Source organism: Eggerthella sp. AM16-19, from assembly GCF_003474385.1.
GTDB lineage: Bacteria > Actinomycetota > Coriobacteriia > Coriobacteriales > Eggerthellaceae > Senegalimassilia.
Genome location: NZ_QUCY01000009.1, coordinates 1,480 through 24,921, shown reverse-complemented (window position 1 = coordinate 24,921; position 23,442 = coordinate 1,480). Strand labels below are relative to the sequence as shown.

The 23,442-nt window shown below is 56.9% G+C and carries 24 protein-coding genes and 2 tRNA genes; 11 read left to right on the top strand and 15 right to left on the bottom strand.

Translation table 11 applies throughout. The features are described 5' to 3' along the window. Positions 1-157: 157 nt before the first annotated feature. Genes DW178_RS04770 through DW178_RS04760 form a run of 3 tightly spaced genes read right to left on the bottom strand, consistent with a single transcriptional unit; the run spans position 158 to position 3,302 of the window. On the bottom strand, positions 158-1,984 hold the full coding sequence (locus DW178_RS04770) for a VirD4-like conjugal transfer protein, CD1115 family (protein ID WP_118349958.1): 1,827 nt from the start codon (positions 1,982-1,984) through the stop codon (positions 158-160). Next, positions 1,981-2,529, bottom strand: coding sequence for a hypothetical protein (locus tag DW178_RS04765; RefSeq protein ID WP_118349955.1), 549 nt, complete (start codon positions 2,527-2,529; stop codon positions 1,981-1,983). Before DW178_RS04765 ends, DW178_RS04770 begins: the two co-directional genes overlap by 4 nt. 17 nt (positions 2,530-2,546) lie before the next feature. Continuing rightward, a complete protein-coding gene (locus DW178_RS04760; RefSeq protein WP_118349952.1) occupies positions 2,547-3,302 on the bottom strand; it encodes a hypothetical protein in 756 nt (251 codons plus the stop codon). 279 nt (positions 3,303-3,581) lie between these two features. Here DW178_RS04760 and DW178_RS04755 point away from each other — a divergent pair, with 279 nt between their 5' ends. The 4 genes from DW178_RS04755 to DW178_RS04740 are packed head-to-tail and all read left to right on the top strand — an operon-like array spanning position 3,582 to position 5,694. Then, entirely contained in the window at positions 3,582-4,061 is a 480-nt protein-coding gene (locus tag DW178_RS04755) for an RrF2 family transcriptional regulator (protein ID WP_158574062.1), read from the top strand. Between the two features lie 5 nt (positions 4,062-4,066). After that, complete coding sequence (locus DW178_RS04750) at positions 4,067-4,759, top strand: nitroreductase family protein (protein ID WP_118350018.1); 693 nt, start codon at positions 4,067-4,069, stop codon at positions 4,757-4,759. Further along, positions 4,750-5,217 (top strand): YbhB/YbcL family Raf kinase inhibitor-like protein, encoded by a 468-nt coding sequence (locus DW178_RS04745; RefSeq protein ID WP_118349947.1) that lies wholly within the window; start codon positions 4,750-4,752, stop codon positions 5,215-5,217. The genes DW178_RS04750 and DW178_RS04745 overlap by 10 nt, the downstream gene beginning before the upstream one ends. Positions 5,218-5,235: 18 nt before the next feature. Further along, positions 5,236-5,694: a GNAT family N-acetyltransferase gene (locus tag DW178_RS04740; protein WP_118349945.1), complete on the top strand. Its 459-nt coding sequence runs from the start codon at positions 5,236-5,238 to the stop codon at positions 5,692-5,694. A gap of 70 nt (positions 5,695-5,764) precedes the next feature. Here DW178_RS04740 and DW178_RS04735 read toward each other — a convergent pair whose 3' ends face one another. From DW178_RS04735 to DW178_RS04720, 4 genes are all read right to left on the bottom strand, one after another. Next, a complete protein-coding gene (locus tag DW178_RS04735; protein ID WP_118349942.1) occupies positions 5,765-6,607 on the bottom strand; it encodes a nucleotidyl transferase AbiEii/AbiGii toxin family protein in 843 nt (280 codons plus the stop codon). After that, positions 6,604-7,170: a type IV toxin-antitoxin system AbiEi family antitoxin domain-containing protein gene (locus tag DW178_RS04730; RefSeq protein ID WP_223901147.1), complete on the bottom strand. Its 567-nt coding sequence runs from the start codon at positions 7,168-7,170 to the stop codon at positions 6,604-6,606. Before DW178_RS04730 ends, DW178_RS04735 begins: the two co-directional genes overlap by 4 nt. Before the next feature lie 108 nt (positions 7,171-7,278). Beyond that, on the bottom strand, positions 7,279-7,536 hold the full coding sequence (locus DW178_RS04725; protein WP_147363813.1) for a helix-turn-helix domain-containing protein: 258 nt from the start codon (positions 7,534-7,536) through the stop codon (positions 7,279-7,281). Between the two features lie 38 nt (positions 7,537-7,574). After that, complete coding sequence (locus DW178_RS04720) at positions 7,575-7,859, bottom strand: helix-turn-helix domain-containing protein (RefSeq protein WP_118349937.1); 285 nt, start codon at positions 7,857-7,859, stop codon at positions 7,575-7,577. A 367-nt stretch (positions 7,860-8,226) separates the two neighbouring features. On the opposite strand from DW178_RS04720, the gene DW178_RS04715 reads away from it, so the two are divergent. The 5 genes from DW178_RS04715 (at position 8,227) to DW178_RS04695 (ending at position 11,165) form a co-directional block, all read left to right on the top strand. Then, entirely contained in the window at positions 8,227-8,532 is a 306-nt protein-coding gene (locus tag DW178_RS04715; RefSeq protein ID WP_118349935.1) for a helix-turn-helix domain-containing protein, read from the top strand. Further along, entirely contained in the window at positions 8,489-9,877 is a 1,389-nt protein-coding gene (locus DW178_RS04710) for a tyrosine-type recombinase/integrase (protein ID WP_118349934.1), read from the top strand. Before DW178_RS04715 ends, DW178_RS04710 begins: the two co-directional genes overlap by 44 nt. Positions 9,878-9,949: 72 nt before the next feature. Then, a tRNA-Gly gene (locus DW178_RS04705) sits at positions 9,950-10,024 on the top strand. A gap of 286 nt (positions 10,025-10,310) precedes the next feature. After that, a complete protein-coding gene (locus tag DW178_RS04700; protein ID WP_118349931.1) occupies positions 10,311-10,976 on the top strand; it encodes an HAD family hydrolase in 666 nt (221 codons plus the stop codon). Between the two features lie 113 nt (positions 10,977-11,089). Further along, positions 11,090-11,165, top strand: a tRNA-Arg gene (locus DW178_RS04695). A 75-nt stretch (positions 11,166-11,240) separates the two neighbouring features. Here DW178_RS04695 and DW178_RS11515 read toward each other — a convergent pair. The 3 genes from DW178_RS11515 to DW178_RS04680 all read right to left on the bottom strand — a co-directional run bounded on the left by DW178_RS11515 (position 11,241) and on the right by DW178_RS04680 (position 13,915). Then, on the bottom strand, positions 11,241-11,498 hold the full coding sequence (locus DW178_RS11515; protein ID WP_118349929.1) for a hypothetical protein: 258 nt from the start codon (positions 11,496-11,498) through the stop codon (positions 11,241-11,243). A 20-nt stretch (positions 11,499-11,518) separates the two neighbouring features. Next, a complete protein-coding gene (locus DW178_RS04685) occupies positions 11,519-12,772 on the bottom strand; it encodes an Nramp family divalent metal transporter (protein ID WP_118349927.1) in 1,254 nt (417 codons plus the stop codon). A gap of 174 nt (positions 12,773-12,946) precedes the next feature. Continuing rightward, positions 12,947-13,915: a helix-turn-helix transcriptional regulator gene (locus tag DW178_RS04680; protein WP_118349925.1), complete on the bottom strand. Its 969-nt coding sequence runs from the start codon at positions 13,913-13,915 to the stop codon at positions 12,947-12,949. 450 nt (positions 13,916-14,365) lie between these two features. Here DW178_RS04680 and arcA point away from each other — a divergent pair, with 450 nt between their 5' ends. Both arcA and DW178_RS04670 read left to right on the top strand, forming a co-directional pair. Further along, complete coding sequence (arcA, locus tag DW178_RS04675) at positions 14,366-15,583, top strand: arginine deiminase (RefSeq protein WP_118349923.1); 1,218 nt, start codon at positions 14,366-14,368, stop codon at positions 15,581-15,583. Between the two features lie 217 nt (positions 15,584-15,800). Next, positions 15,801-17,240, top strand: a complete 1,440-nt coding sequence (locus DW178_RS04670; RefSeq protein WP_118349921.1) for a basic amino acid/polyamine antiporter — start codon at positions 15,801-15,803, stop codon at positions 17,238-17,240. Between the two features lie 213 nt (positions 17,241-17,453). On the opposite strand, the gene DW178_RS04665 is transcribed toward DW178_RS04670, so the two are convergent. From DW178_RS04665 to DW178_RS04645, 5 genes are all read right to left on the bottom strand, one after another. Next, entirely contained in the window at positions 17,454-18,041 is a 588-nt protein-coding gene (locus DW178_RS04665; protein WP_118349919.1) for a TetR/AcrR family transcriptional regulator, read from the bottom strand. A 119-nt stretch (positions 18,042-18,160) separates the two neighbouring features. After that, positions 18,161-19,510 carry an MFS transporter gene (locus DW178_RS04660; RefSeq protein ID WP_118349917.1) on the bottom strand — a complete coding sequence of 450 codons (1,350 nt, stop codon included), beginning with the start codon at positions 19,508-19,510 and terminating at the stop codon, positions 18,161-18,163. A gap of 353 nt (positions 19,511-19,863) precedes the next feature. Further along, positions 19,864-21,192, bottom strand: a complete 1,329-nt coding sequence (locus DW178_RS04655) for an MFS transporter (protein WP_118349916.1) — start codon at positions 21,190-21,192, stop codon at positions 19,864-19,866. A gap of 230 nt (positions 21,193-21,422) precedes the next feature. Then, entirely contained in the window at positions 21,423-22,010 is a 588-nt protein-coding gene (locus tag DW178_RS04650; protein ID WP_118349915.1) for a hypothetical protein, read from the bottom strand. Positions 22,011-22,056: 46 nt separating this feature from the next. Next, positions 22,057-23,190 (bottom strand): DMT family transporter, encoded by a 1,134-nt coding sequence (locus DW178_RS04645; protein ID WP_118349914.1) that lies wholly within the window; start codon positions 23,188-23,190, stop codon positions 22,057-22,059. Positions 23,191-23,442 lie beyond the last annotated feature (252 nt).

Genomic DNA, 23,442 nt, shown 5'->3' with positions numbered 1-23,442 from the left:
CTGAATGTGGAATGGGTCGGTTGCGCGCCGATGATAGAATTGGGTTCGCAGGGGCGCTTGCGCGCTCCTTTGCGTCTTTCGGCTGCGGCAGCGTCCGGGTGCGTGGAATCACCCAGGCGTCTTGGGGATCCGCCGATCCTTGCCGCAGCCGCACGTTTCAGGTCTCCATCAGCTCTCCTTCCCGTCGGGCGCGGTACCGCCTGAAGTCGAAGGGCCCGGATTTCTCAGCCCTTGCCAGCAGTGATGCGCGGGGGTGCGACGAAAGCACGTACTTCTTGTCCTTGAACGCTTGCGCCCCGTTTATGAGCACGAGCGCCTCGTCCTTGGGCATGCGTGAGATCTCGGAGCCCTGCATGAGGTCTCGCTCTATGAGGCCGTAGTTGTGCGTGTAGGTGGGGTTGTTCCCGCGAGAGTCGTTCACGGAGACGTTCGCGACCGTCTGCTTGCCGATCATCTCCGCGATCTTCTGGTTGGTATCCGCCGACTTGCCGCCCAGGTAGAGCATCGTGTCGCAGGCGTTCACGATCGTCGCCGCGTTGTTCTCGCCGTAGTTCTCGTCGAGCTGCGAGAGGGATTGGCAGATCATGGACACGGCGATGTTGCGGCTCCGGGTGACCGTGATCATCCGCTCGAAGTCGGGGATGGTGCCGATGTTCGCGAACTCGTCGAAAACAAAGTGCACGCATCTCGGAAGCCGCCCCGCGAAGCGCTTGAGCGCGCACTCGCAGAGGGTGTCGAGCGCTTGTTGCATGAGGAGCGCGAACACGAAGTCGAAGGTGGAGTCTGTGTCCGACATCGACGCGAACACGGCGACCTTCGCATTCGCGTCACCCATGTGGTCGAGGGCCATCTCGTCAAAGCGGAGAAGCTCGCGCATCTCGGCGATGTCGAAGGGCTTCATGCGAACGTTGCACGAGATCATGATGGATTTGAGGGTCTTGCCCGCAGCCACCTTGAACTGTTTGTAGCTCGATAAGGCGAAGTCGTCCTCGGGTCGCACGGGCTCCGCCACCTTGACCCACGCCCAATCGCCCGCATCCGTGGTGAATGCCCGGGAGCTCGGATCGAATGTGCTACCTTCGGACACCTTCATGAGGCGACGCCCTGTTTCGAGCTCTTTAAAAAGCATGTCGAGCGGACTCAGGTAACCTTCGTCATCCTCACGGGCATCCGCCAATGCGAGAAGGGAGAGAAGGCCAGGTATGTTCCTGTCCTCCTCGGGACAATGGTCGAGGAGGTATGTCACAAGGGCCGTATAGAGGAGCTTCTCGGCGTTCACCCAGAAAGGGTCTGTCGCGCTCTTGCCCTCTGCTGTGGTGTTCCTGATGAGGCATTCAACGAAGCGCAGGAGTCCCGCCTCGTCCTTGATATAGGCGATGGGGTTGAAGTGCATGGAGCGCGAGAAGTCCACAGTGTCGAACGTCTTGATCTCGTATCCCAGCCATTCGAGGACCCATCCCATATCGTGGATCAGCGTTCCTTTGGGATCCGTTATGAAGAAGCTCGCGTTGGCCTGCATGAGGTTGGGTTTCACGTAGTAGCGCGTCTTTCCGGTGCCGGGCCCTCCGACGACGAGGACGTTGTTGTTCGTCTCCGTCCTCTGGTCGTGAGCGGTGTCCTCCAGGCGCTTGCGCGCGGATGCCGTGAGGATGATGTTGTTGTCGGGGTTCCCCTTATCGGAGAAGGCCACCATCTCGCTGGCCGTGGCCCAGCGGGCGCTACCATGCTCCTCGCCCTTGCGGTAGCTTCCGCGCCGTTCCCACCATCGCACCCATACGAGCCATACGGCGCACGCGCACGCCGCACCGACGCTCAAGGGGAGGGGTTCAAAATAGAGCACCCGAGCTTGCGATAACCGACCGATGAAGGCGTGGGTAAGATCCAACTGAGTATTTCCCGCCTCCATGACGAGCCCCGTGCAGATGTTGCCAAGAACGAACAGTGCGAGGGATATGAGCCCGATGGCGAGAAGCTCTCGCCTCATCGGGCCTTCACCTCGATGCGCTCCATCTCGTGCTCGGCCTTGCCCGCTGCCTGATGCGCCTGGCTGGCCTCGCGGGCCGCAGCTGCCTTCTGCTCAAGGGGCTCTGCGTCGCGCTCCGCGTTCAGGTCGCGCCCGCGTTCCTTCACGGCGCGCTCGCATGCCGCGTCGGCATCGCATTCGAGCTCCTTGAAGGCCTCGTCCACCTCGGGGGCATCTTCCACCCTGAAGATGAGGTGGTCGTGCCCATCGATGCTCGCGATGTCGTGCTCGATCGCGGCAGTGTCGAGCCGGGTTTCGATGATCTCGCGCAGGCTCGCGTAGTCGGGCAGCTCCTCGAATTCGGAGAGGTTCAGCCGCGCGTATTCACGCACGCCCTCGCGCTCCGCTTCTGCTAGGGGCTCATCGATCTGGCCTCTAAGGTTTCTGATGGCGCTTTTGAGCCTCTCGGCGCTCGCCCGGATAGCGTCCTGGCTTGCGTCTTGGCCCATCCTGAGCATCCAGTCGAAGAGCTTCTCTCCCGCCTCGTCGCCATAGTCACTTGCCATGATGTTCGCCCCCTGATCTATCTTTCGTTTTCATGCGTCTGCTCCGCATGCCCAGTTCGCGCTTGGTTCTCAGATGCGATGACGGCATGCCTTGCTTTGTCAGACAGCCCTTGGGCGTCCGGGACCATCGCGTCCTTCTCGTACTGATCTGCCTTCTCGACCGCTGCTCTTAGCTGCTCTATCAATGTGTCGAAGTTCTCTGAATCGAGGCCTTCGAGCAGATCCTCCTGGGCCGTCATCGAGACGCCGCGCCCTATTCGGCTTGCAACGACTTCTAGCTCGAAATTCTCGCCTCGTGCCCTGACGTAGCCGCTCGAATCGTTGGGAAAGGCCTCTCCGTCCCAAACGAGAGAGGTCTTCGGCAGCGAGTATTCGAGGCGCTTGCACTCGTCCGGCGTTGCCAGCTGCATGCTCGCGATCGCTTGCGTGAAACGGCTCATGTCGGGCAGGATGTAGCTCATGGTATAGCTCTCGAAAGCAAGCCATGACCCATCAGGGCATCTCTTCAGCGTCCACCATTCGTCGCCCCCGTTGACCTGCTGGATGAAAGCAAGGTCACCGAAGAGCACGCCTTGGCGTATCGCCCAGTTGCCGTTTGAGAAGAAGTCGGCGAGGTCTTTGATCGTTGAAGCGCGGGAGAACTCGTATGGATACTCTTCGAGCCACGGATCATCTTGCCAATCGAATCCGCCTCGCTTGAGCCATCCGTTCTTCTGGCACTTCTCGACGAGCGAGTCGTGCTCCTCTTGGGTTGCCGGTGTGAGGTTGAACATACGATGCGCTCCTTGTTTGCCATTTGATGGCGGCGGGGCGCATGTCTTTCGAGCCAAGCCCTGAGGGGGTCCGAGTTAGTTGTGTTTCGGGCGACCTGCATCTCCCCGCCGCTTATTTGCTTTATAGCGGGGAGGCAAAGCGATTACTTACGAGAACGGCGTGCGTAGGTTCTGGGAAGTTCTGCAAGGTTTGTTGTGGGACGGTCTGCTTTTTCATTTATAATCAATATCCATGGATATAAAATATCTATGATAATGCAAGCAACGGGAGGTCAATCAGTGCGCATCAACCAGAGTTTCGAGCAGGGGGTGGTGTGCCTGCTCATGCTGTCACTCCAAAAGGATGGACGCGCTGTGGGCAGCGAGACCTTGAGCGAGCTCATGGGCGTATCGGACTCTTACTTGAAAAAGACGCTGCGGAAGCTCGTCTTGGCAGGATTGGTCGAGTCGCGCGCGGGTCGCGATGGGGGCTTCGCGCTTGCCCGCCCAATCGATCGTATCTCTTTAGGCGACGCCTTTCGTGCCCTCGATCCCGATGCCTTCGCCTTCAGTGGCTCAAAGATCGCAGAGGATGTATTCGTAGGCTGCTCGCAGCTGGACGACAGCGAGTGGCGCATAACGAGGATATTGGATGAGGCGGGAAAAGCTTTCATGGATAAGCTCGATGCGCACCCGCTCACGGAACTGCTGAGGACGGATGCTTGGGTAGAGAAGCCTCGGGATTGGGCGAGCGAAGCTTTGAAGCGGAAGGACGGGTGATGCTCATGGGTATGCAAGAGGCGATAGCGACGCGCCACTCGGTGAGGGAATATATTGACAAGCCTTTGTCGGATGATGTGGTACGCAGTTTGGAAGAAGAGATTGCGGTATGCAATGCGGAAGGTTGTCTGTCAATCAAGCTGATCACAGACGAGCCACAGGCGTTTGATTCCACGCTTGCGCACTACGGGAAGTTCAAGGGCGTGAAATACTACATCGTGCTGGCAGGCGCTCCTGCAGAGGATTTGAACGAGCGTTGCGGCTACTTCGGCGAGCGCCTGGTTTTGCATGCGCAGGAAGAAGGTCTCAACACCTGCTGGGTCGCGCTCACATTCAAGAAGCGCTTCGTGAGGAAGATGCTGGAACCTGGCGAGAAGCTGGCGCTCGTCATCGCGCTCGGCTATGGCGAAGACCAAGGCCGTTCTCATAAAACGAAATCCATTGAGGAGGTGAGTACCGTTCCTCAAAACGAGGAAATACCCACATGGTTCAGAGCAGGTGTGGAAGCGGCGCTCCTCGCCCCAACTGCTATGAACCAGCAGAAGTTCAGGATAGATCTTACAGGAGAAAAGAGTTCGGATGGCAAGGCCCTTGTTCGGATATCCTCCCTTGGAGGAGCCTATTCGGATGTCGATCTGGGCATCGTACGGCTCCATTTCGAGCTTGGCGCAGGGAAAGATAGCTTCGCATGGGAATAGAGGCGCTCAACATCACGTGCCAAGGAATCGACTCTTCTGGTAAGTTCAAAGACAAGCACACAGGTCGCGGAGAGGATGTATCACCTGAGCTTGTCATAGGGGGTCTTTCGCCCAAAGCCCAAACGCTTGTGGTTACGCTGGAGGATATGAGCCATCCGATAGAGGGATTCACCCACTGGATCATCTGGAACATACCAGCCGCATCCGTTATTCCCGAAGGCATCCCGGCGGCTAAGGTGGTGTCTTCGTTCGGCGATGCCTTTCAAGGGAAAGCTTATGGCATACACCGCTATGCCGGACCCAAGCCGCCAAGGGGCAAAAGCCACGCGTACGCCTTCACGGTTTACGCGCTTGATTGCAAGCTCGATCTGCCCTCGTCAGCTCGAAAGAGGAAGGTTCTCAAAGCCGCGGAAGGCCACGTTCTCCAGTGTTGTACTGTGTGTGGACGGTACGAATAGCGAACAGGAGTGAAGTTTATGGAGTATCGCAAGGCCACCGAAACAGATGCGGAATCCATCCAGGATATTCTGCAAACTACTATACAAACAATTTATCCCAAGTACTATCCGCAAGAGGTCGCCGATTTCTTCTGCGATTTACATAACCTAAACCACGTAATTGAAGGTATTGCTTCAGGTAATATGGGCGTTCTTGTTGCGGGTGATCGGATAGTCGGAACCGGCTGCTATGACGATAATCACATTACAAGCGTGTACGTTTCGCCCGATTGCCAAGGAAAAGGCTATGGCACATACATCCTTGACTGCCTAGAAGATCAAATCTCTGAGAATCACGACAATGCTGTTTTGGATGCATCGCTCCCTGCAGTCATCCTTTACGAGCGCAGAGGATACGAGACGATTGGACATGGGACCATTGATGTCGGAAACGATGCCAAACTGGTTTATGAAATCATGCGAAAGCCTTTGAGTTGATGTTTTAGGTGTTGTCTCTGATTGCCGGGGGTGTGCCCGCCAAAGCCACTCTTGGCGTTTTTTGTGCAGATTAGACAAGCTCTCCAATAATGAGAAGCTTTTTGACAGATGAAACGACATCATCCCACTTCGCTTTGACAGCGAAGGGATTGCCTGCGAGATACCTCTGCCATTGACCCGACAGCTCTCTGCTTCTCTCGATCCGTTCCATGGCATCTCCTGCGCGCAGGAGATGCTCATTGTGTCCTCTATTCGCGGCAGTGGCGCGAATAGCATCATGGAAGACTGGGGCATCGATGGGGTCATACACGGTCGTTAGCATGAAGATGTCGTAGAAATCGCGCATGCGGGTGTTGAGGACGCCTCGGACTATGACGGTCTCGGCCTTCTCGGCGAGCACGGTCTCCAAGTTGTACGCCCAGATGTCGATCTTCCTGTCCTCAAGCATGAGGGGGAACTGGAAAGCGATCTTGGACGGCGTGATGGCATCGCCTGTCGAGATGTCGATTTTGAGCTTTATCTCCATTCGCCCGAGGTATGCGCGTATGGGAATCTGAACTCCTTCGTATTCCGCGTCCTTCATGATCTCTCGTGGATCGCCGACCTCGAACGTCATGTCGTCATCCAGCTCGATGGCGGCGATCTCGCCGACAATCCTTAGCGCATTCGCGGGTGAAAGGGTCTGGCCCGTCATCGTGGCATCCACGTCCATGGTCGAGCGCTGGTCTATGCCGATCATGGACGAGACGAGCATTCCTCCCTTGAGTATGAAGTTGTCGCGGTAGCGAGACACGGATATGCGCTCCAGGAAGCGCTCCATCGCATAATGCCTTTGGAGAGTCTGCGCCTTCGTGCTATCCCCCTGCGCCTTGTTCCTGATGAGGTCCTTGACCCGTCTCGGGTTCTTAATCACAGAAGCACCTCCATCGCCTGCGCCACCTGGCGCTCGATCCCCATCCTCTGCGAGTATTCGCTCAGGTTCAGAAGGTTCTTATCGGGCGATCCGGCATAGCGCCGAAGCGCGTACCTGTAGGCAGCTGGATCCGTCGCTTTCCGCCGTCGAATCATGTCGCAGAGGGTGCGCTCTCTGTCATACGCCCTGACAAGATGGCCGCCTGGAGACTTCGCCTCGCATGATCCCATGTCATACCAATCGGGTTTGACGTAGTAGATCTTCACCCCCTGGTCGGAGAGAGACCCTGCGTTGTAATTTGAATCGACGGTTAGCGAGATGGGGAGCGGCTCGCGCTCCGCGAGGTCGTGAAGCCACAATGCCGTCTGGTGCGAGAAGATGATCTTGGGATAACGTTGCTGCAGCAGATACAGTTCGTCAGGAATCTCGTCTGGGCTCACGTAGACCCCGTGCGAGGCCTTCTCAAGCTCGTTTTCCTGAATGAAGCGGTAAAGGACCTTCTTCGGAATGTTGGCATCCGAGGCATCTCGCGCGGTGAGAACGCCGCCTTTTCGCTCCAGCATGTCGCTCAACAGCTCTTCGTATGTCAAATAAGAAACTTTCATGCTGATATTGTAGCATGTTTTCAGAGTGAAAGTTTCTATTGGAATCGTATTTGTCAAAACAGGAAGTTAGTTCTTTCCGCGTCTCTTGCTATCGCGTGCCAAGCGCGTATTCCGCTTGAACCATGCCATGAGCTCGCCGCGCTCCGCAAGTGCTCCTCTTGTAGACCATCCATACATCCGCATCGGCAACGGGTCCTCTTCTCTCTCGACAAGCTCGTAATATTTTTGCTTGCTCAGTTTCAACAGCGCCATGACTTGCCTTGAGTCGTAATAATCCTGGGGCAGGATTTGCCTCTTTTCTTGTTTGGGGCTGCCTTCGCTCATAGAACCATCCCGAATAGATTTGTGTATCGACAGGAGAATCAACGCTCGAAGCTATGCGGATTCGTGCTCAGATCCCGAATCGCCTTCCAGCATCTGGCATCGAGGTCTTCCTGAATCTTCTCGTTGATGAAATGGTTGAAGTCGAGCTTGAGGACGTAGCAGAGAGCGACAAGCTCATCTGCCTTCATCTCTCGGTTCCCGTGAAGGGTCTTCCAGAGGGTCTTGTTCTTGATGCCCGCGCGCCTCGCCAGCTCGGTGATGTCTTGGCCACATTGCGAGCGGACTTCATCAATCCTTATCGATATTAGCTCGATTAGCTCCATCCTCGTCTACCTAACGCATCCTTCTCATAAATCCAATAGGTACATTTATTAGGCTAAAGGCGATATAGATGCTCTTGCGATTGTTTCCCCTTCAGGGTGATTTATTTCACCGGCATGGTGAATATTTCCAGTTCCTGGCCCTTTTCTTACTAGTGTTCGAGAGGCGACACAGCGCTTCGTTTTCGCAATCTGGGAAACGTGCGCCTAGCCATGCACCTTGACACTCGAATACGCATCCGCCTCGCAGGCGCGAGGCATATCTACCCCGAGACGTCAACGATGCGAGCGGCGCTTTCGCATCGTTGTCTCAAATTTCAGCAAAGGAAAAGATTGTGGCAGGAAGCCACCTTGGCGAGAGGAGGCTGATATGGAACATGAGATAGAGGAAGTCCCCTTCGACGAGCAGCGCTTAAGAGATGCCGACCCCGACGGCCTGTACCTTTTCATGTTGGAGCCTTACCCATACATGATGACCCCGGATCAGGTCGCGGACTTCACCGGCTCGACCGGGCAAGAGATCAGGAAGCTCCTGAACAGGGGCGATATCCAGGGCTGCAGGATCGGTATCAAGTGGTGCGTCCCGAAACTCGGGCTTCTCAACTACCTCAACAAGAACCGGAAGGCGGTCGATGAAATTGGGGACGAAGAAGCTAAGGTGCGACAAACCATATGACTTGGACGAAGCGCGAAAGCAGAAGGGCCTGCCGCGCCGTCGCCGCAAGGATTCGCGGACGACGGCCTACCAGTTGACCATTCGCGTCCCCGAGGAATACCGCACCTATTTCGACGGAAAGAAGAAGCTCACGCACGTCGTTTTCGCGCTCAACAAAAAGGAGGATCTGAAAGACCAGATGGACGCGTTCGAGGATGAAAAGAACGCAGAGCTTGAACGAGCCCTTGAATTGCGTGGCTGGACTCGAAGCGGTGATGGGAAGAGCAAGCCCGGCGAATGCGTAACGCCTTTAGGGAGCTACATCGACCGCTACATAGAGATCCGCAGCAACGGGTCGATTACCGATGGCGTAGTGAGACATGAGCGCCTGTTCCTGAAGTACATCGACGAGGTCATCGGCGATATCCCTATGTGCAAGGTGACGGCAGAAGACATCGAAAGATGCTTGCTCAAAGTCCCCGAGCTCTCCAGGAAATGGGCGCTTGAGCGCAGGGCGAAGCAAGAGGAGAACCGAAAGACGGTCAGGTGGGCAAAGAAGCACGGCACCTTGAAGAAGCCGTACAAGCCCATAAAAGTGGCAGGCCCCGACATGCAGTCGAAGATACTCAAGTTTCTCCGCGAGGTCATGAACTACGCGCTGGAAAAAGATGACATCACGAAGAACGTCGCGAAGGCGAAGTTCCTCACCCGCGTGTTCAAGAAGAGCAAGCCTTTGATCGACCCACTTATGGCAGATGATGCCGGACGCTTCTTAGGCGAGGTCGAGAAGCTCCCCTTGGACTACTTCAAGGTGAGCGTGCTCCTGCTCTTGAACACGGGCATGCGCCCGGAAGAGATGCTCGCCATCCATGTCGGAGACATTGCCTTTGATGGCTCTGAAGCTTCAATCAACATCGTCAGCGTCCTAGACCGCGACGGCAAGACGATAAGGAGCTACCCCAAGTCGGATGCCGGGCGAAGGTCGGTGCCGATCGATGCTTACACGGCAGGCGAGGTCAAGGCATGGATCGACATCAAGTCGAACCAGATGAAGGCGCTGGGACTCAAGCCCTCGATGTCCATGCTGGTGTGCGGCCCAGACGTCATCCCGCGCACCTATCAGTCCTGGCTAAGGGATTGGCGCAGCTTCATAGGCGCAGCTGGCTTCGAAGGGATCAGACCCTATGCACTCAGGCACACATTCGCCACTTTGAACCTTGCCAACGGAGAGAACATCAAGACGGTCTCTGTACTCATGGGGCACGCAAGCTCGGCCTACACCCTCGATCTATATGCCGGTTATGTTCCGAACACGGGCATCGGGATCGGATCTAGGTATATGAGCTTTCTGCGTGCCGCCGTTTAAGCTGAGACTCGTGGGGTTTCGTTGAATTGACCGGTGGGATGTACGGCGGCAGAGTTATAATGATTTGCCAATGCGGGCGTCGTATAATGGTTATTACCGATGCTTCCCAAGCATCTGACGCGAGTTCGATTCTCGTCGCCCGCTCCAGAAATAACGTGTCGAAAGTCGCCATTTTGGCGACTTTCGTGTTTCAGAGTAGAATTGTTTGTTGGTTGGAAAACTAATCGTTTTTCCAGTATTTCGTCCAGTACGTTTGCTAGAATTACAGTGTTGGTTTTAAGAACAGCGAGGTCAGACGGATAATTCAGGTCGCGGAAGATCGGGTAAGGAATCAGCTTCCCAAGCTCGCATTCGCGGGTTCGAATCCCGTCACCCGCTCCATCGATCATCAACGACGGCCCAGTGCCGTCGTTTTCGTTTTCAGGAGGCAACGATGACCGAATCGCATCCGATATTCGACACGTTCATCTTCGACTTGGACGGAACCATCCTGGACACTATGCCCGACCTCATCCACGTCACCAACGAGACCCTGGCGCACTTCGGCTACCCCACGCACACCGATGCCGCTATCCACAGCTTCGTAGGCGACGGCGCGCAACGCCTGATTTACCGCGCTCTTCCCGAGGGAACCTCCGAAACCGTTTGCGCAGAAGCGCTTGAATACTGGAAGGCGCTGTACCCCAAAACCGGGCATGCTCGCACGCGCCATTACGCGCACATGCCCGAGACGCTTGCCGAGTTGAAAGCGCGAGGATGCAAGCTTGCGGTGCTTTCGAACAAATACGAGGGCGGCGTGAAGGACGTCATCCCGCGATTCCTCCCCGATACGTTTGAAGTGTTGCACGGCGAATGCGAAGATATTCCCCGCAAGCCCGACCCTACCGGCTTGCTGCGAACCATCCGCGAGCTGAACAGCACCCCCGAACGCACCGCCTATGTGGGCGATTCTGCCGGCGACATGCGCGTTGCCCATAACGCCGGGGCGTATGCGATCGGCGTCGACTGGGGCTACAATCCCGTAAGCACCCTGCAAGAGGCACAGGCAGGCGTTATCATCTCCGACCCCACGCAGTTGCTTGAGTTTGCGAGGGCGTAGCTGCGATCGCCATCGCCGAGCGCAGCTGTGCGAAAGCCACCATGAAGCTTTACCCGTGATATTGGCATGTGCGAGCATCGAGTCAAAAGGTTTAATGCTACAATGATGTGCGCGCCTCAGTAGCTCAGGGGATAGAGCACCGCTCTCCTAAAGCGGGTGTCGTACGTTCGAATCGTATCTGGGGCACCATGAAGCACCAGGCCATCGGCTCAAGTCGATGGCCTTTTCGTTTCCTGGAGACAAGATTTCGCGCCTGCTGCCCCGCTACCCGCGCGCTATATGCCGGGGATACCGCTTCTGGAACCAGGCGGTGAATACGCCCACCAGCAACGCGATGGAGCGCGCTGCAACTGCCAGAGCGGAAATCTGGTCGTACGCGGTCGCCTTCGTCCGCTGCATCAGAACAGACAGCAAGACGCATACCGCTATGCTGACCAGGCTTCCCCAGAAGCCATCGATCGCAGCCGCAATCCAACGATGAAAAGGGCCTGCCGGACTTTCGTCCGACAGGCCCTTGCACATGCTTTCCGTTGCCGAAGCCGCTATGCGCCGATAAGCGTTTGCAGCGTGGTCAGGAAGCTGGACATGTTGCGCCAGCACATGAACAGCGTGATGCAGATGAAGATGACGCCGCAGATGTTGGAGAACGCATGGTTGCGCCACTTGCCAAGGCTCTTGCCGTTGGCGACGTACATCACGAAGAACGCCATGATGGGTAGCAGAATGGCGTTTGCCGCCTGCGCCACCAGGATCAGCTCCGTGGGGCTCTTGCCCAGCAGCACGGCCATCAGACAGCCAGCCACCAGCACGATGATCCAAACGATCTTGAACTTCAGGTCCTTCAAGGTCTTGCCCCAGCCGAGCACGCCGTTGACGGCGTAAGCAGCGGAAAGCGGAGCGGTGATGGCGCTGGAGAAACCGGCGGCCAGCAGGCCGATGCCGATGAGCACCGTGGCCCAGTTGCCCAGCAGCGGCTGCAGGGCGACGGCCATGTCCTTGCCGTTGGTGACGGTGATGCCGGCGGCATGCATGTTCGCCGCGGCGCAGACGAGAATGGCCATGGAGATGATGCCGCCCAGACCGATGGACAGAATGCAGTCGAAACGTGCGTCGGCGATCTGCTCAGGGTCCTTGAAGCGCTCGGATGCGCCGGAAGCGTGCAAGAACAGGTTGTACGGCACGATGGTGGTGCCGATCAAACCCACGGCGGTCAGGATGCCCTTGGCGCCGGCCTGGCCCTCGGGCAGGGAAGGCGTGAACAGGCCGGCCACGACCGCGCCCCAATCAACGGGAGAGGCGAACGCGGTGATCAGGAACACCAGGCCCATGAAGATGACGATGCCCGTGAGAATCTTCTCGACCAGCTTGTAAGAACCCACCCACATGACGGCAAAGGCCAGAACGCCCAGCACGATGACGATGGGGATCATGGGAGCATTGACTACCGCCTGGATGCCCAGGATGCCGCCCGTGATGTTGCCCGTCTCGTACGCGGTGTTGCCGATGAAGATGGCGATGATAACAATCACGATTGCAATCCACTTCAGCACCGGATGCGAAATGCGATCGCGGATGTTCTCACCCAGGCCCTCCTGCGTGACGATGCCGACGCGAGCCGCCATCTCCTGGAAGATAATGGTTGCAACGGTGGCGAACAGCAACGCCCACAGCATGGTGTAACCATAGCTTGCGCCGGAGACCGTGCACGTGGTGACCGTGCCAGGACCGACGAAACCAGCTGCGACCAAAGCACCGGGGCCGATGTTCTTCAGCTTCTCGGTAATCGAGCTTGCCATCGTTCCCTCCTTTCCTATCGGGGCATCCCCGCCCCTCCTTGTGGTATATGAGGGACATTTTGGCATGCGAAAGCGTTTGTGACGCCGTTTCGACACACGACCGTAACACAGCGCGCGGTCCAGCGGCGGTGGGGGGTAGATTTTCAGGGACGGACGGCAAAACCGGCGCGCGCCTTACGACATCTTCCAGAAGCCCTGGATCAATTCCTGTCGGCTGGCATCGCCCGTTTTCTTCAGGATGTTGTGCACGTGCACCTTCACCGTGGAAAGCGCCAGAGACATCTCGGATGCGATGTTCTGATTATCCTTGCCCAGCAAGATAAGGTAGAGAACCTCACGTTCGCGCTGGGAGAGCTTATGACGCGTGGCGAACACGTTAAGATTCTCGATGATCTGCTGCTCCTGCTGCTTGCTACCGCCCTGCGCAGGAGGGCGCTCGAAACGAAGCGACAGCATGCGGACCGCGTTACGCACCGCAGCCACGCCGATGACCAACATCAGCAGATTCTCTGCATAGTTGTGCTCGGCGCTGAAGACAAGCGCATCCAAGTTGACCGACGCCAGGTCCATCACCAAGAAGGTGGCGTAATCCTCCGCCAAAACAAGCAGGCCTATCGCCCACGTCACCGCATACAAAGCTCGATGCCGCCACATGCGGGCACGCTCGGCCTCACCTTGCTGACGCAAGAAGCTATACCCCGCATACAGCAGAATCCAATACATGTAGAACTGGCGTATGGACCAAAACCAAAAACGCTGCAGATCGCCATCAGGGATCATCACCAACATAGCAACGCTGGCAATCGTGAAAATCGCCGGCGGCATCACGAACGCGGTGCGGCGCGTTTCGTTTAGGTAATCGCAAAGCAAAACCCAGAACGCCGTGACGAACCCACCTCCGGTCACCACCGAAGCAAGCGAGCGCACGACAAGATATCCCGATGTGAGCGCATCCCCGCAAGATCGAACGATGAATTCGTCCTGGAACACTAAGGAGATGTCGAAGAAGTAGAACGCGAAGGCAACCGACAGGAACAGCATGGTCTTCTTGCGCGAAACCAAGTACGCGGACAAGCACACAGCCGCTACCAAAATGGATACGAGCAGCATCAGCAGCGTGTAGTAGAACAGAACAAGCTCCATAGGCCCCTCCGTAGAACGCTTTGCCGCCAGCCTCCCGTAGCCGGCCAAGGCAATCCTCGGTATTGTAACTACTTACCCGTACCTATTTTACCCTCAACCCCGATTCGCCACCCTGTTTACAGAAACAATGAGCGCCGAAGTCAACTAAACCGATGAGGGCCAACTCTGCTTACCAGCATTTCCCCATACCATACCACAAGCCTCCCATCAGGGGTTTACCGAGGGTTTAGGAAGTTTTGCCCGGCGTTAATCCTTGGTTCCACCTCTAAACGAGGGTCGTTAAATCCGCGTTACACCTTCCGGATTTTACGTGGAGGTTGCAAAGTGGAGTCAACGGAACGGGGCACCGAAAACGCCCCACTCGCAAGCCCAAAGCGTTAGGCCAAGAAGCGCTGGAAGGCTTGCACGGCGAAGATAGTCTTCATCCCACGAGACGAAAGAAGGTTTGCAATGGCTGGCGTGAACGTCAAAAGCGAGATCAAGCCGCTCAAGAAGGTGCTGCTGCACCGTCCCGGCAAGGAGCTGCTGAACCTCACCCCGAACACGCTCGAGGAGCTGCTGTTCGACGACATCCCGTTCTTGAAAGTTGCCCAGGAGGAGCACGACGCCTTCGCAGAGGCCCTGCGCGACAACGGCGTGGAGGTCGTGTACCTGGAGGACCTGACGGCCGAGGTCCTGGCCGCCGACTCCGAGCTGCGCGAGAAGTTCCTGCTGCAGTGGATCGACGAAGCCGGTATCAAGACCGAGCGCTATCGCAAGATCATCTTCGATTACATGCAGGAGAACTACCCCGACGCCAAGGACTTCGTCCTGAAGACCATGGAGGGCATCAACCTCACCGAGCTGCACACCGACAAGTCCAACTCCCTGGTCGACCTGGTGTCCGAGGCCTCCAAGATGGTCGTCGCCCCGATGCCGAACCTGTACTTCACCCGTGACCCCTTCGCGATGATCGGCAACGGCGTTTCCATCAACCGCATGTACTCCGTCACCCGCAACCGTGAGACCATCTACGGCGAGTACATCTTCAACTACCACCCGGATTTCAAGGGCACCCCGCAGTACTACAGCCGCTACAACACCTTCCACATCGAGGGCGGCGACATCCTCAACATCAACGAGCACGTGCTGGCCATCGGCATCTCCCAGCGCACCGAGCCCGACGCCATCGACGGCATCGCCCACAACATCTTCAACGACCCCACCTCCCCGGTCGACACCATCCTGGCGTTCAACATCCCGAACAACCGCGCCATGATGCACCTGGACACCGTGTTCACCCAGATCGACGTGGACAAGTTCACCATCCATCCCGGCATCATGGGCCCGCTGTCCGTGTTCGAGATTACGCCCGAGGGCGACGGCATCAAGGTGCATGAGATCAACGCCCCGCTCGAGCAGATCCTGGAGAAGTACATCGGCATGCCGGTGACGCTGATTCCCTGCGGCGGTGGCGACCGCATCGCCGCCGAGCGCGAACAGTGGAACGACGGCTCCAACACGCTGTGCATCGCTCCTGGACGCGTGGTTGTTTACGAGCGCAACGACGTCACGAACGCCGTTCTGCGCAAGAACAACATCGACGTCATCGAGATTCCCTCGGCCGAGCTGTCCCGCGGCCGTGGCGGCCCGCGCTGCATGAGCATGCCGATCGTGCGCGAGGACTAATCGCTTTCATCGGGGGAGGCCGCCGGATCGATCGGCCTCCCCTTTGGGCAGCTTGAGAAGCAACGCGCTGCCCGCAGTTTTCCATCGGTTTCGCCTCTGCGTTCCGTTTGAGCCTGTAAACGGGATTCGCCACCGTAAGCAGGTTCGGTATGTCCGGCTAAACAAGCGGAGTCCAGGGGCGAAACCAAACAGTTGATTTCTACTAAGGAGGGAAATCATGAGCGAGAAAGCTAAAGGTATCGGCCTGTTCGGGCTGATCGGCATGGTCGTCAGTTCCTGCATCGGCTCCGGCGTGTTCGCCATCACCGGACAGCTTGCAGGCGTCGCCAGCCCCGGCGCCGTGCTGGTGGCCTGGGCCGTCGTCGGTATCGGCTTCGCCGCGCTTGCCCTGTCGCTGAACAACCTGGGCGCTAAGAAGCCCGAGCTCAAGGGCATTTTCCAGTACGCCGAGGAGGGCTTCGGCCCGCTTGCCGGCTTCGTTTCCGGCTGGGGTTACTGGCTGTCCGCATGGCTGGGCAACATCGCGTTCGCCACGATGATGATGTCCACACTGGGATACTTCTTCCCCACCTTCCTCCCTGGCAACACCCTGCCGTGCGTGATCGTCGCCTCGCTGTTCATGTGGGCGCTGACCTTCCTGGTCATCCGTGGCGTTGAGAGCGCCTCGTTCCTGAACGCTATCGTCATGGTGGCGAAGGTTGCCTCCCTGGGCATCTTCCTGATCTTCGCCATCTTCATGTTCAACGCCGGCATTTTCACCGCCGACTTCTGGGGTAACGTGTACAACAACGCCGTCGCCGCTGGCGAGATGGGCGCTGACGCCGCCAGCATGGGCGGCCTGTTCGAGCAGGTCATGAACTGCATGATCATCATGATGTGGGTGTTCATCGGCATCGAGGGCGCTGCGGTCATGAGCTCCCGCGCCCGCAACAAGCATGAGGTAGGCAAGGCTACCGTCATCGGCCTGATCTGCCTGCTGCTCATTTACGTCGGCTGCTCCGTGCTCCCCTACGGCTACATGAGCTACACCGAGATTGCTCAGCTCGACTACCCCGCAATGCTCTACGTGTTCGATTCCATGGCTCCCGGCTGGGGCGGCGCGTTCATCAGCATCGCCATCATCGTCGGTGTTGCAGGCGCCTGGCTGTCCTTCACCATGCTGCCCGCTGAAACCACCTCTGAAATGGCCGAGCGCCACCTGCTCCCCGAGTCCTGGGGCAAGCTGAACAGCAAGGGCGCTCCGCAGATGAGCCTGCTGCTCGTAGGCGCTTGCATCCAGGTGTTCCTGATCGTGCTGATGTTCAGCGAGGATGCGTACAACTTCGCCTTCAGCATGTGCACCGTCTCCATCGTGATTACTTGGGCGTTCATCGCACTGTACCAGATCAAGTTCTCCGCCAAGGAGGACAAGAACGCGGCTCAGATCGCCATCGGCGTCATCGCCTTGGCCTTCCAGGTGGTCGGCGTGCTGTACAACGGCTGGTCGTTCCTGCTGCTCACCTGCGTTGGCTACATCCCCGGCTTCTTCGTGTACGCCAAGGCTCGCAAGGACCGCGGCTACGCTCTGACGAAGGGCGAGAAGGTCGGCATGGGCGTTGTGAGCGCACTTGGCGTCGCAGCCCTGGTGCTGGTCGGCATGGGTGTGATCGGCATCTAGGCGAAACCCCCCCTCCTTCGCAAGATGCAAAAAGGCTCGGACCATATGGTCCGAGCCTTTTTTCGTGTTTCGACATCAAAAGTCTAGCAGCAAACCAACTGAGTCAACGTTTCGCGCCAATCTAGAGCGGCAGCCTGACTAAACCAACGTTTCACGCCAATCTAACGGCAAGCCGACTGAACCAACGTTTCGGGCCAAAACGGTAAACGCACCTTAACCCTCAAACGCTGAGACAAGGCTCTCCAAGAGCTCGGCTGCGATCCCCCTAACTTCACGGCCTTCGGAGATTGCCGCGACGGCCGCTCCGTCAACGACGATCCCCACCACATGCGCAGGCAGCTTCACGCCCGCATGTTTCAAAATCCGCCCGACCGCCTGATCAAGCTGCACACGACCGTTGCGATAAGCCTCGGTAACGTCCTCGGACTCGGATGCGGCAAGCAACTGCATGTAGTGAGCAGCGGGATTGACGGAATCATCGGGCAGGCTGGCGCTGATGAGCAAATTAATCAGATGCTTGCGACAGTCAGCCTGATCCATGGACTCGGCAGTTGCAGCGGCGTTTTCAGCGCGCTCAGCCCAAAGCTGGATGTTGTAACGACCGGCTTCATACAGAAGCTGGTTGGTGGATTCGAAATAATATCCGACCGATGATGAAGCGGTCCCCGCCCATTGCGCTACCTTGCGATACGTGACCGCCTTCGGGCCCTGTTCGCGCAAAAGCGCCGCGGCGGCAAGCACAAGCGACGTGCGCGTGATCTGAGCCTTCAACGATTTAGGGGTTTGATTCGCCTCACTCACATCGGTCTCCTTTACGCAAAAACCCAATGAACCCATTGTAAAGGAAATGCCGCTCGAGTACAGACACTCGAGCGGCATTCATCAGGCAAATCGCGGGATTGCCGATATGCGAATACGCGTTACACCTCGGACAGGTCCTTGCCGGTGTGCTCGTGCGATGCGATCATGGCGCCCAGGGCCAGAACGGCGATGAAGACCATGTAGTACGCAGGAGCGATCGGGTCGCCCGTGACATTGATCAGGGCGAAGGAGATGTAGGAAGCGGAACCACCGAAGATGGCGTTAGCCAGGTTGAAGCTCAGAGCGAAGCCAGAGTAACGCACGTCGGTCGGGAACGTCTCGCACAGGTAGCTGGAAAGCGTACCGTCGTTGATGGTGAGCATCAAGCACATGACCAGCTCGACCACTAGGATGGTGAAGAAGTCCAGCGTGTTCAGCAGCCAGAACGCAGGGATAGTGAAGACCACGAAGCCTGCAGCAGCCGTGATGAGCATCTTCTTGCGACCGAACTTGTCGGAGATGCGGCCGGAAAGGAAGATGAAGCCGATGTAGACGACCAGCACGATGGTGGTGATGATGGACGCCTGACCCGGATCGTAGTTCAGCGTAGCCTCAAGGTAATTCGGCAGGTAGGTCAGAACAGCGTAGAAGCCCACAGCGTTCAACACGCATGCGCCGAAGGAGATGACCAGCACGCGGAAATGCTTCTTGAACAGGGTGCGGATCGGCTTGTCTTCGCTCTTCATGCCCTTCTCGGCAAGCTCGGCCTGCATCTGCGCATACACCGGGGAGTCTTCCAGATGCTCGCGGATGTAGTGCGTGATATAGCCAAGAGGACCAGCCAGCCAGAACGGGATACGCCAGCCCCAGTTCACCACGAAGTCGGACGAAGCGCCGAACGTGTTGAACATCCAGGTAGCGAACAGAGAGCCCACCAGCAGGCCAACGGCCGTGGAGGCGGGAACCATGGAGCAGTAGAAACCGCGATGGTTCTTCGGCGAATACTCGGCGATGAACGTGGCGGCGCCGGCATATTCACCGGAAGCAGAGAAGCTCTGCACCATACGCATGAGCAGGAGCAGCAGCGGAGCACCAACGCCGATGACGGCGTAGCCCGGCAAGCAGCCGATAAGGAAGGTGGCGCCGGACATCATGAGGATGGAGATGGACAGAGCCCACTTACGACCCTTCTTATCTCCCATGTTGCCCCAGAAAATGGCACCGAGAGGACGGACCAAGAACGCCAGCGCGAACACGCCGAACGTCATCATGGTTGAGACCATTTTGTCTTCGCCCGGGAAGAACACCAAAGCGATGACGGTGGCAAGGTAGGAGTAGCTGGCATAGTCGAACCACTCGATGAAGTTGCCCAGGAACGAAGAGAACACAACCTTCTTCAGCGTTTTATGCTTTTCAGCCTCGGTAAGCTCAGCTTCGTTGTGAATCGGTCTCGGTTGGTCAGCATTCATGATTTTCCCCTAAGAACAGTGCAGCGGCTTTGAGACTGAAACCGACTGCAGCACACGGCAGTTCATCGCCTCCCCTTGAAGCGATGTTGTTTCGCATTTCAACCTCCTTACCCTCAAGGCAGGGCCCAAAAGGCCCGCCTATGCACTGGCGGATAAGAAGATGATACCGTGCGCTTATCAATGTTAGCCATTTGCAGGCAAGTTGTTACCTTTCAGCAACGTAGCCCGATGAAGAATCGTCTCAAGTAAACGCGTCGGCAAAATGCGATCCCCAAATAAAAATTCTTCAACAACTTGCCTGCCATGACCAGGCAATCGCGGTAGGAGGGGCCCGCAATCGCCCAATCGAACCTCTAAATCTCGGACAAATCCTTGTTCGAGTGCTCGTGCGACATGATCATGGCCACCAGCGCAACGCAGGAAACCGCAACCATATAGAACGCAGGAGCAAGGGTGGAGCCCGTCGCCGTGATCAGCGACGTGCAGATGAACGATGCCGTGCCACCGAACAGCGCGTTAGCCATATTGAAGCTAAGGGCGAAGCCCGAGTAACGCACCTGAGTGGGGAACGTCTCGCTCAAGTAGCTGGAAAGGGTACCGTCGTTGATGGTGAGGATCAAGCACATGATCAACTCGACCACGAGGACGGTCACGAAATTCGCAGTGCTCATCAGGATGAACGCCGGAATGGTGAAGACGATGAAGCACACACATGCAGTGATCAGCATCTTCTTGCGACCGAACTTGTCGGACAGATGCCCGCTCGCGAAAATGAAAGCGACGTAGGTTACCAGCGCGATGGTGGTGATCAACGACGCCTCGTTCTTCGGCATCAAGACGGCCGTTTCCAGGTATACCGGAAGGTAGGTAAGCACAACATAGAAGCCGACGGCGTTCAGCATTGCAGCGCCGATGGAGATGATGAGCTTACGCAGATGCTTCGTGAACAAGCAGTGAATCGGACGCTCCGGAGCACCGGCGACGCCAGATGCCTCAGCGTCTTTGAGCGCACGCTGCATCGCCTGATACGTAGGAGAATCCTCAAGCTGGATGTTCACGAAATACGCGCCGATGCCCAAAGGACCGGCAAGGACGAACGGGATACGCCAGCCCCACTCGTTAACCGCGGCTTCCGGCATGATGGTGTACATGACGGTCGCAAAAGCGCTGCCAACCAACAGGCCGATGGCCGTAGAAGCAGGAACGATAGAGCAATACATACCGCGCTTGTCCGTGGGCGCATACTCGGCCAAGAACGTTGCCGCACCCGCATATTCGCCAGAAGCCGAGAAGCCCTGGATCATGCGGAGCAGAAGCAGCAAAGCCGGAGCGCAAATGCCCAAGGCAGCATACCCGGGAAGCAAGCCGATGCAGAACGTGGCACCAGCCATCATGAAAACCGAAACGGTCAACGACCATTTACGGCCCTTCTTGTCGCCCATGTTGCCCCAGAAAATAGCACCAATGGGACGAAGCAAGAACGACAAAGCGAACACTGCAAACGTTTGAATCAACGCTAACGCAGGATCATCGTTCGGAAAGAACACTTGCGCGATAACAACCGCGAAGTACGAATACGTGGCATAGTCGAACCATTCGATGAAGTTGCAGAAAAAGGACGCCGTTGCCACCTTACGTACGGTCTTGCTCTTTTCCGCGTCGAAGCGAGCGTTATCTTTCATGGAAATCACCCTGGAACCACTTCAGATCGCTCGTACATGAACCCAATCCAATAGTATTGAATCTCCCCATCACAATCTCCTCTTCGAGGGCTCCCCTCCTATGATTTCGCCGTTTCATAGAGGCCCTCATCAGGCGAAACGCTATCCCTCATGACTTACGTTCCGCAACCGACAAAAAAATGGTGGACTGCACCTTCCCTTATATAAGCACAGTCCACCATAATTAGCTATTACCGCATAACAACGTCCGTAGGAATGTCGTCCTCGTCCATCAGGTCAACCTGAGCACGGCTGGCGCGCATGATGAAATCATGCTTTGCCTTCTGGCCGCCACGGGCGAGCTTCTGAAGCACAACACCCTTCAGGCGAGGATAGTCGTTCAGGCCATACCACGCGAAAGCCGTACCGTTGACATAGCACTCAACGATGCTATGGACGGGAACCGCCACATCACGCTTGGCATCAAGATCCAGGTACTCCTGAATCTCGGTTGCACACACGTCCTTAATGACGTCAGCGCTGATTTCCAGGTCGTGACCGAGCTGCTTGAGCTGGCGCTCAACTTCGCCCTGATCAGCGTGCGGGAAATACGTAACGTCATACGTAACGGCAGCAACGCCGGAAGCCTTGGCAAACGCCAGCAGATCATCAAGCGAGACGAACTGGACATGCTCCTCCGTGCGTTCTTTGATGTCCAGCATTGCAGGGAACCCGGCGATGCCCTTTGCCTCGAACGCAGCTTTCAGCTGGTCCTCGGTCTTTGCGGTTTCGAAGTTTACCTTCGTTGCGATGTGCGTTAAGCGATTCGTAACCTTCATGACGCAGCCTCCTTTCAAAGGCTCCTACGTCTAGCGCTGGCGGATGCTAGCGCTCCTCCTCCTTGGCAGCCTCTTCATCAAGACGTTCAGACAGATTCTCAGCAACTTGCTGCTGCTTCTCCATCTTAGAACCCTGAATCATAGCCTTGACAGTCGGGAATGCGCCGCCACCAACGATCAGGATGATGCCGATAGCAGTGTTAAGCGTAACCGGCTCGCCGAAAACGACCAGGCCGATGAACAGGGCAACGGGAACCTCCCAGTAGGCGATGGTGCTATAGTCCATTGCCGGCAGGTTGCGGCCAGCGACCAGCAGGCAGCCCAAAGCGATAGGGCCGCATACGATCCACAGCAGCACTGCGCCAAGCCAGTTGAAACCAGTGAAGTGAACCTCGGTGATCCAGTTGGTCTGGCCGGTGGCCATGCCAACGACGTTCATCAGGATAGCAATAACACCTGCGCCGATAACAGCGAAGATGAAGTTGTACACACCACGGGCGGTGGTGTCAGCATCCTTGCGGTAGCCGTTGAAGAACATGGAAGCGCCGTAGAACACGCCGGACAGCAAGCCGAAGATGTCGCCAACCATCTTCTGCGGGAATTCCGGAGTGGAGGGAATCAGGTTGAAGTCCAGGCCGAAGACGTTGCCGCCGACGCCGAAGCCGAGGAGGCTCTCGCCGAACAGCATGCCAACGAACACGACGCAGAGGCATACCCACTGCAGCGGGCTCATCGGCTCTTTACGGAAGATACGAGCGAGCAGCACGCAGATAACCGGGCCAGTGTAAATGAACATAACGGCATTGGCAACGGTGGTCATCAGCGTAGAGGTGACGTAGCATGCCAAGGACATGCCGATCATCAAGCCACCCAATGCGATTGCGGGACTAAGCTTAAGCTTCTTGAAAGTGGTTACCTTATGGGTGGCAACCATGAGAATCACGAAGAAAATCACGCCCATGGACATGCGGCCAAGCGCCATGATTGCGCCAATGGAATCGGAGCCGTTCAAGCCCTGAGTAGCATCGAACATGTTGGTACGCGTAGCCCAACGGCTGAACAGCGGCACCAAACCCATGCCCGTTGCGGAAATGAGCATGAAGATAGTGCCCAATTTGCGATTCATCTGATAATTCTGGGAGCCATCCCCCTGGCCCGCAGTGTTGATTTCGTCTGCCATTGGTTCCTCCTTAAAAAACCAGTAGCATGTACAGGTGCCTCCAATTCACCCAATTTCGGTTCTGACCAAACTAGGTCGTGCTTGTATCGATACCCCTATCTAAGCTCGATCCTGTCCGGTCGAATCGAAAACCCTTGTTGACTGGATTGGAAGGCGAACTAACAAAAGGGGACCTGGCTGAACTTGTCTTGCCAGGCCCCCTTTCTATTGCTTGTTCAGAACTCTACCGAAATAGATTCTGATTTAGGCCGA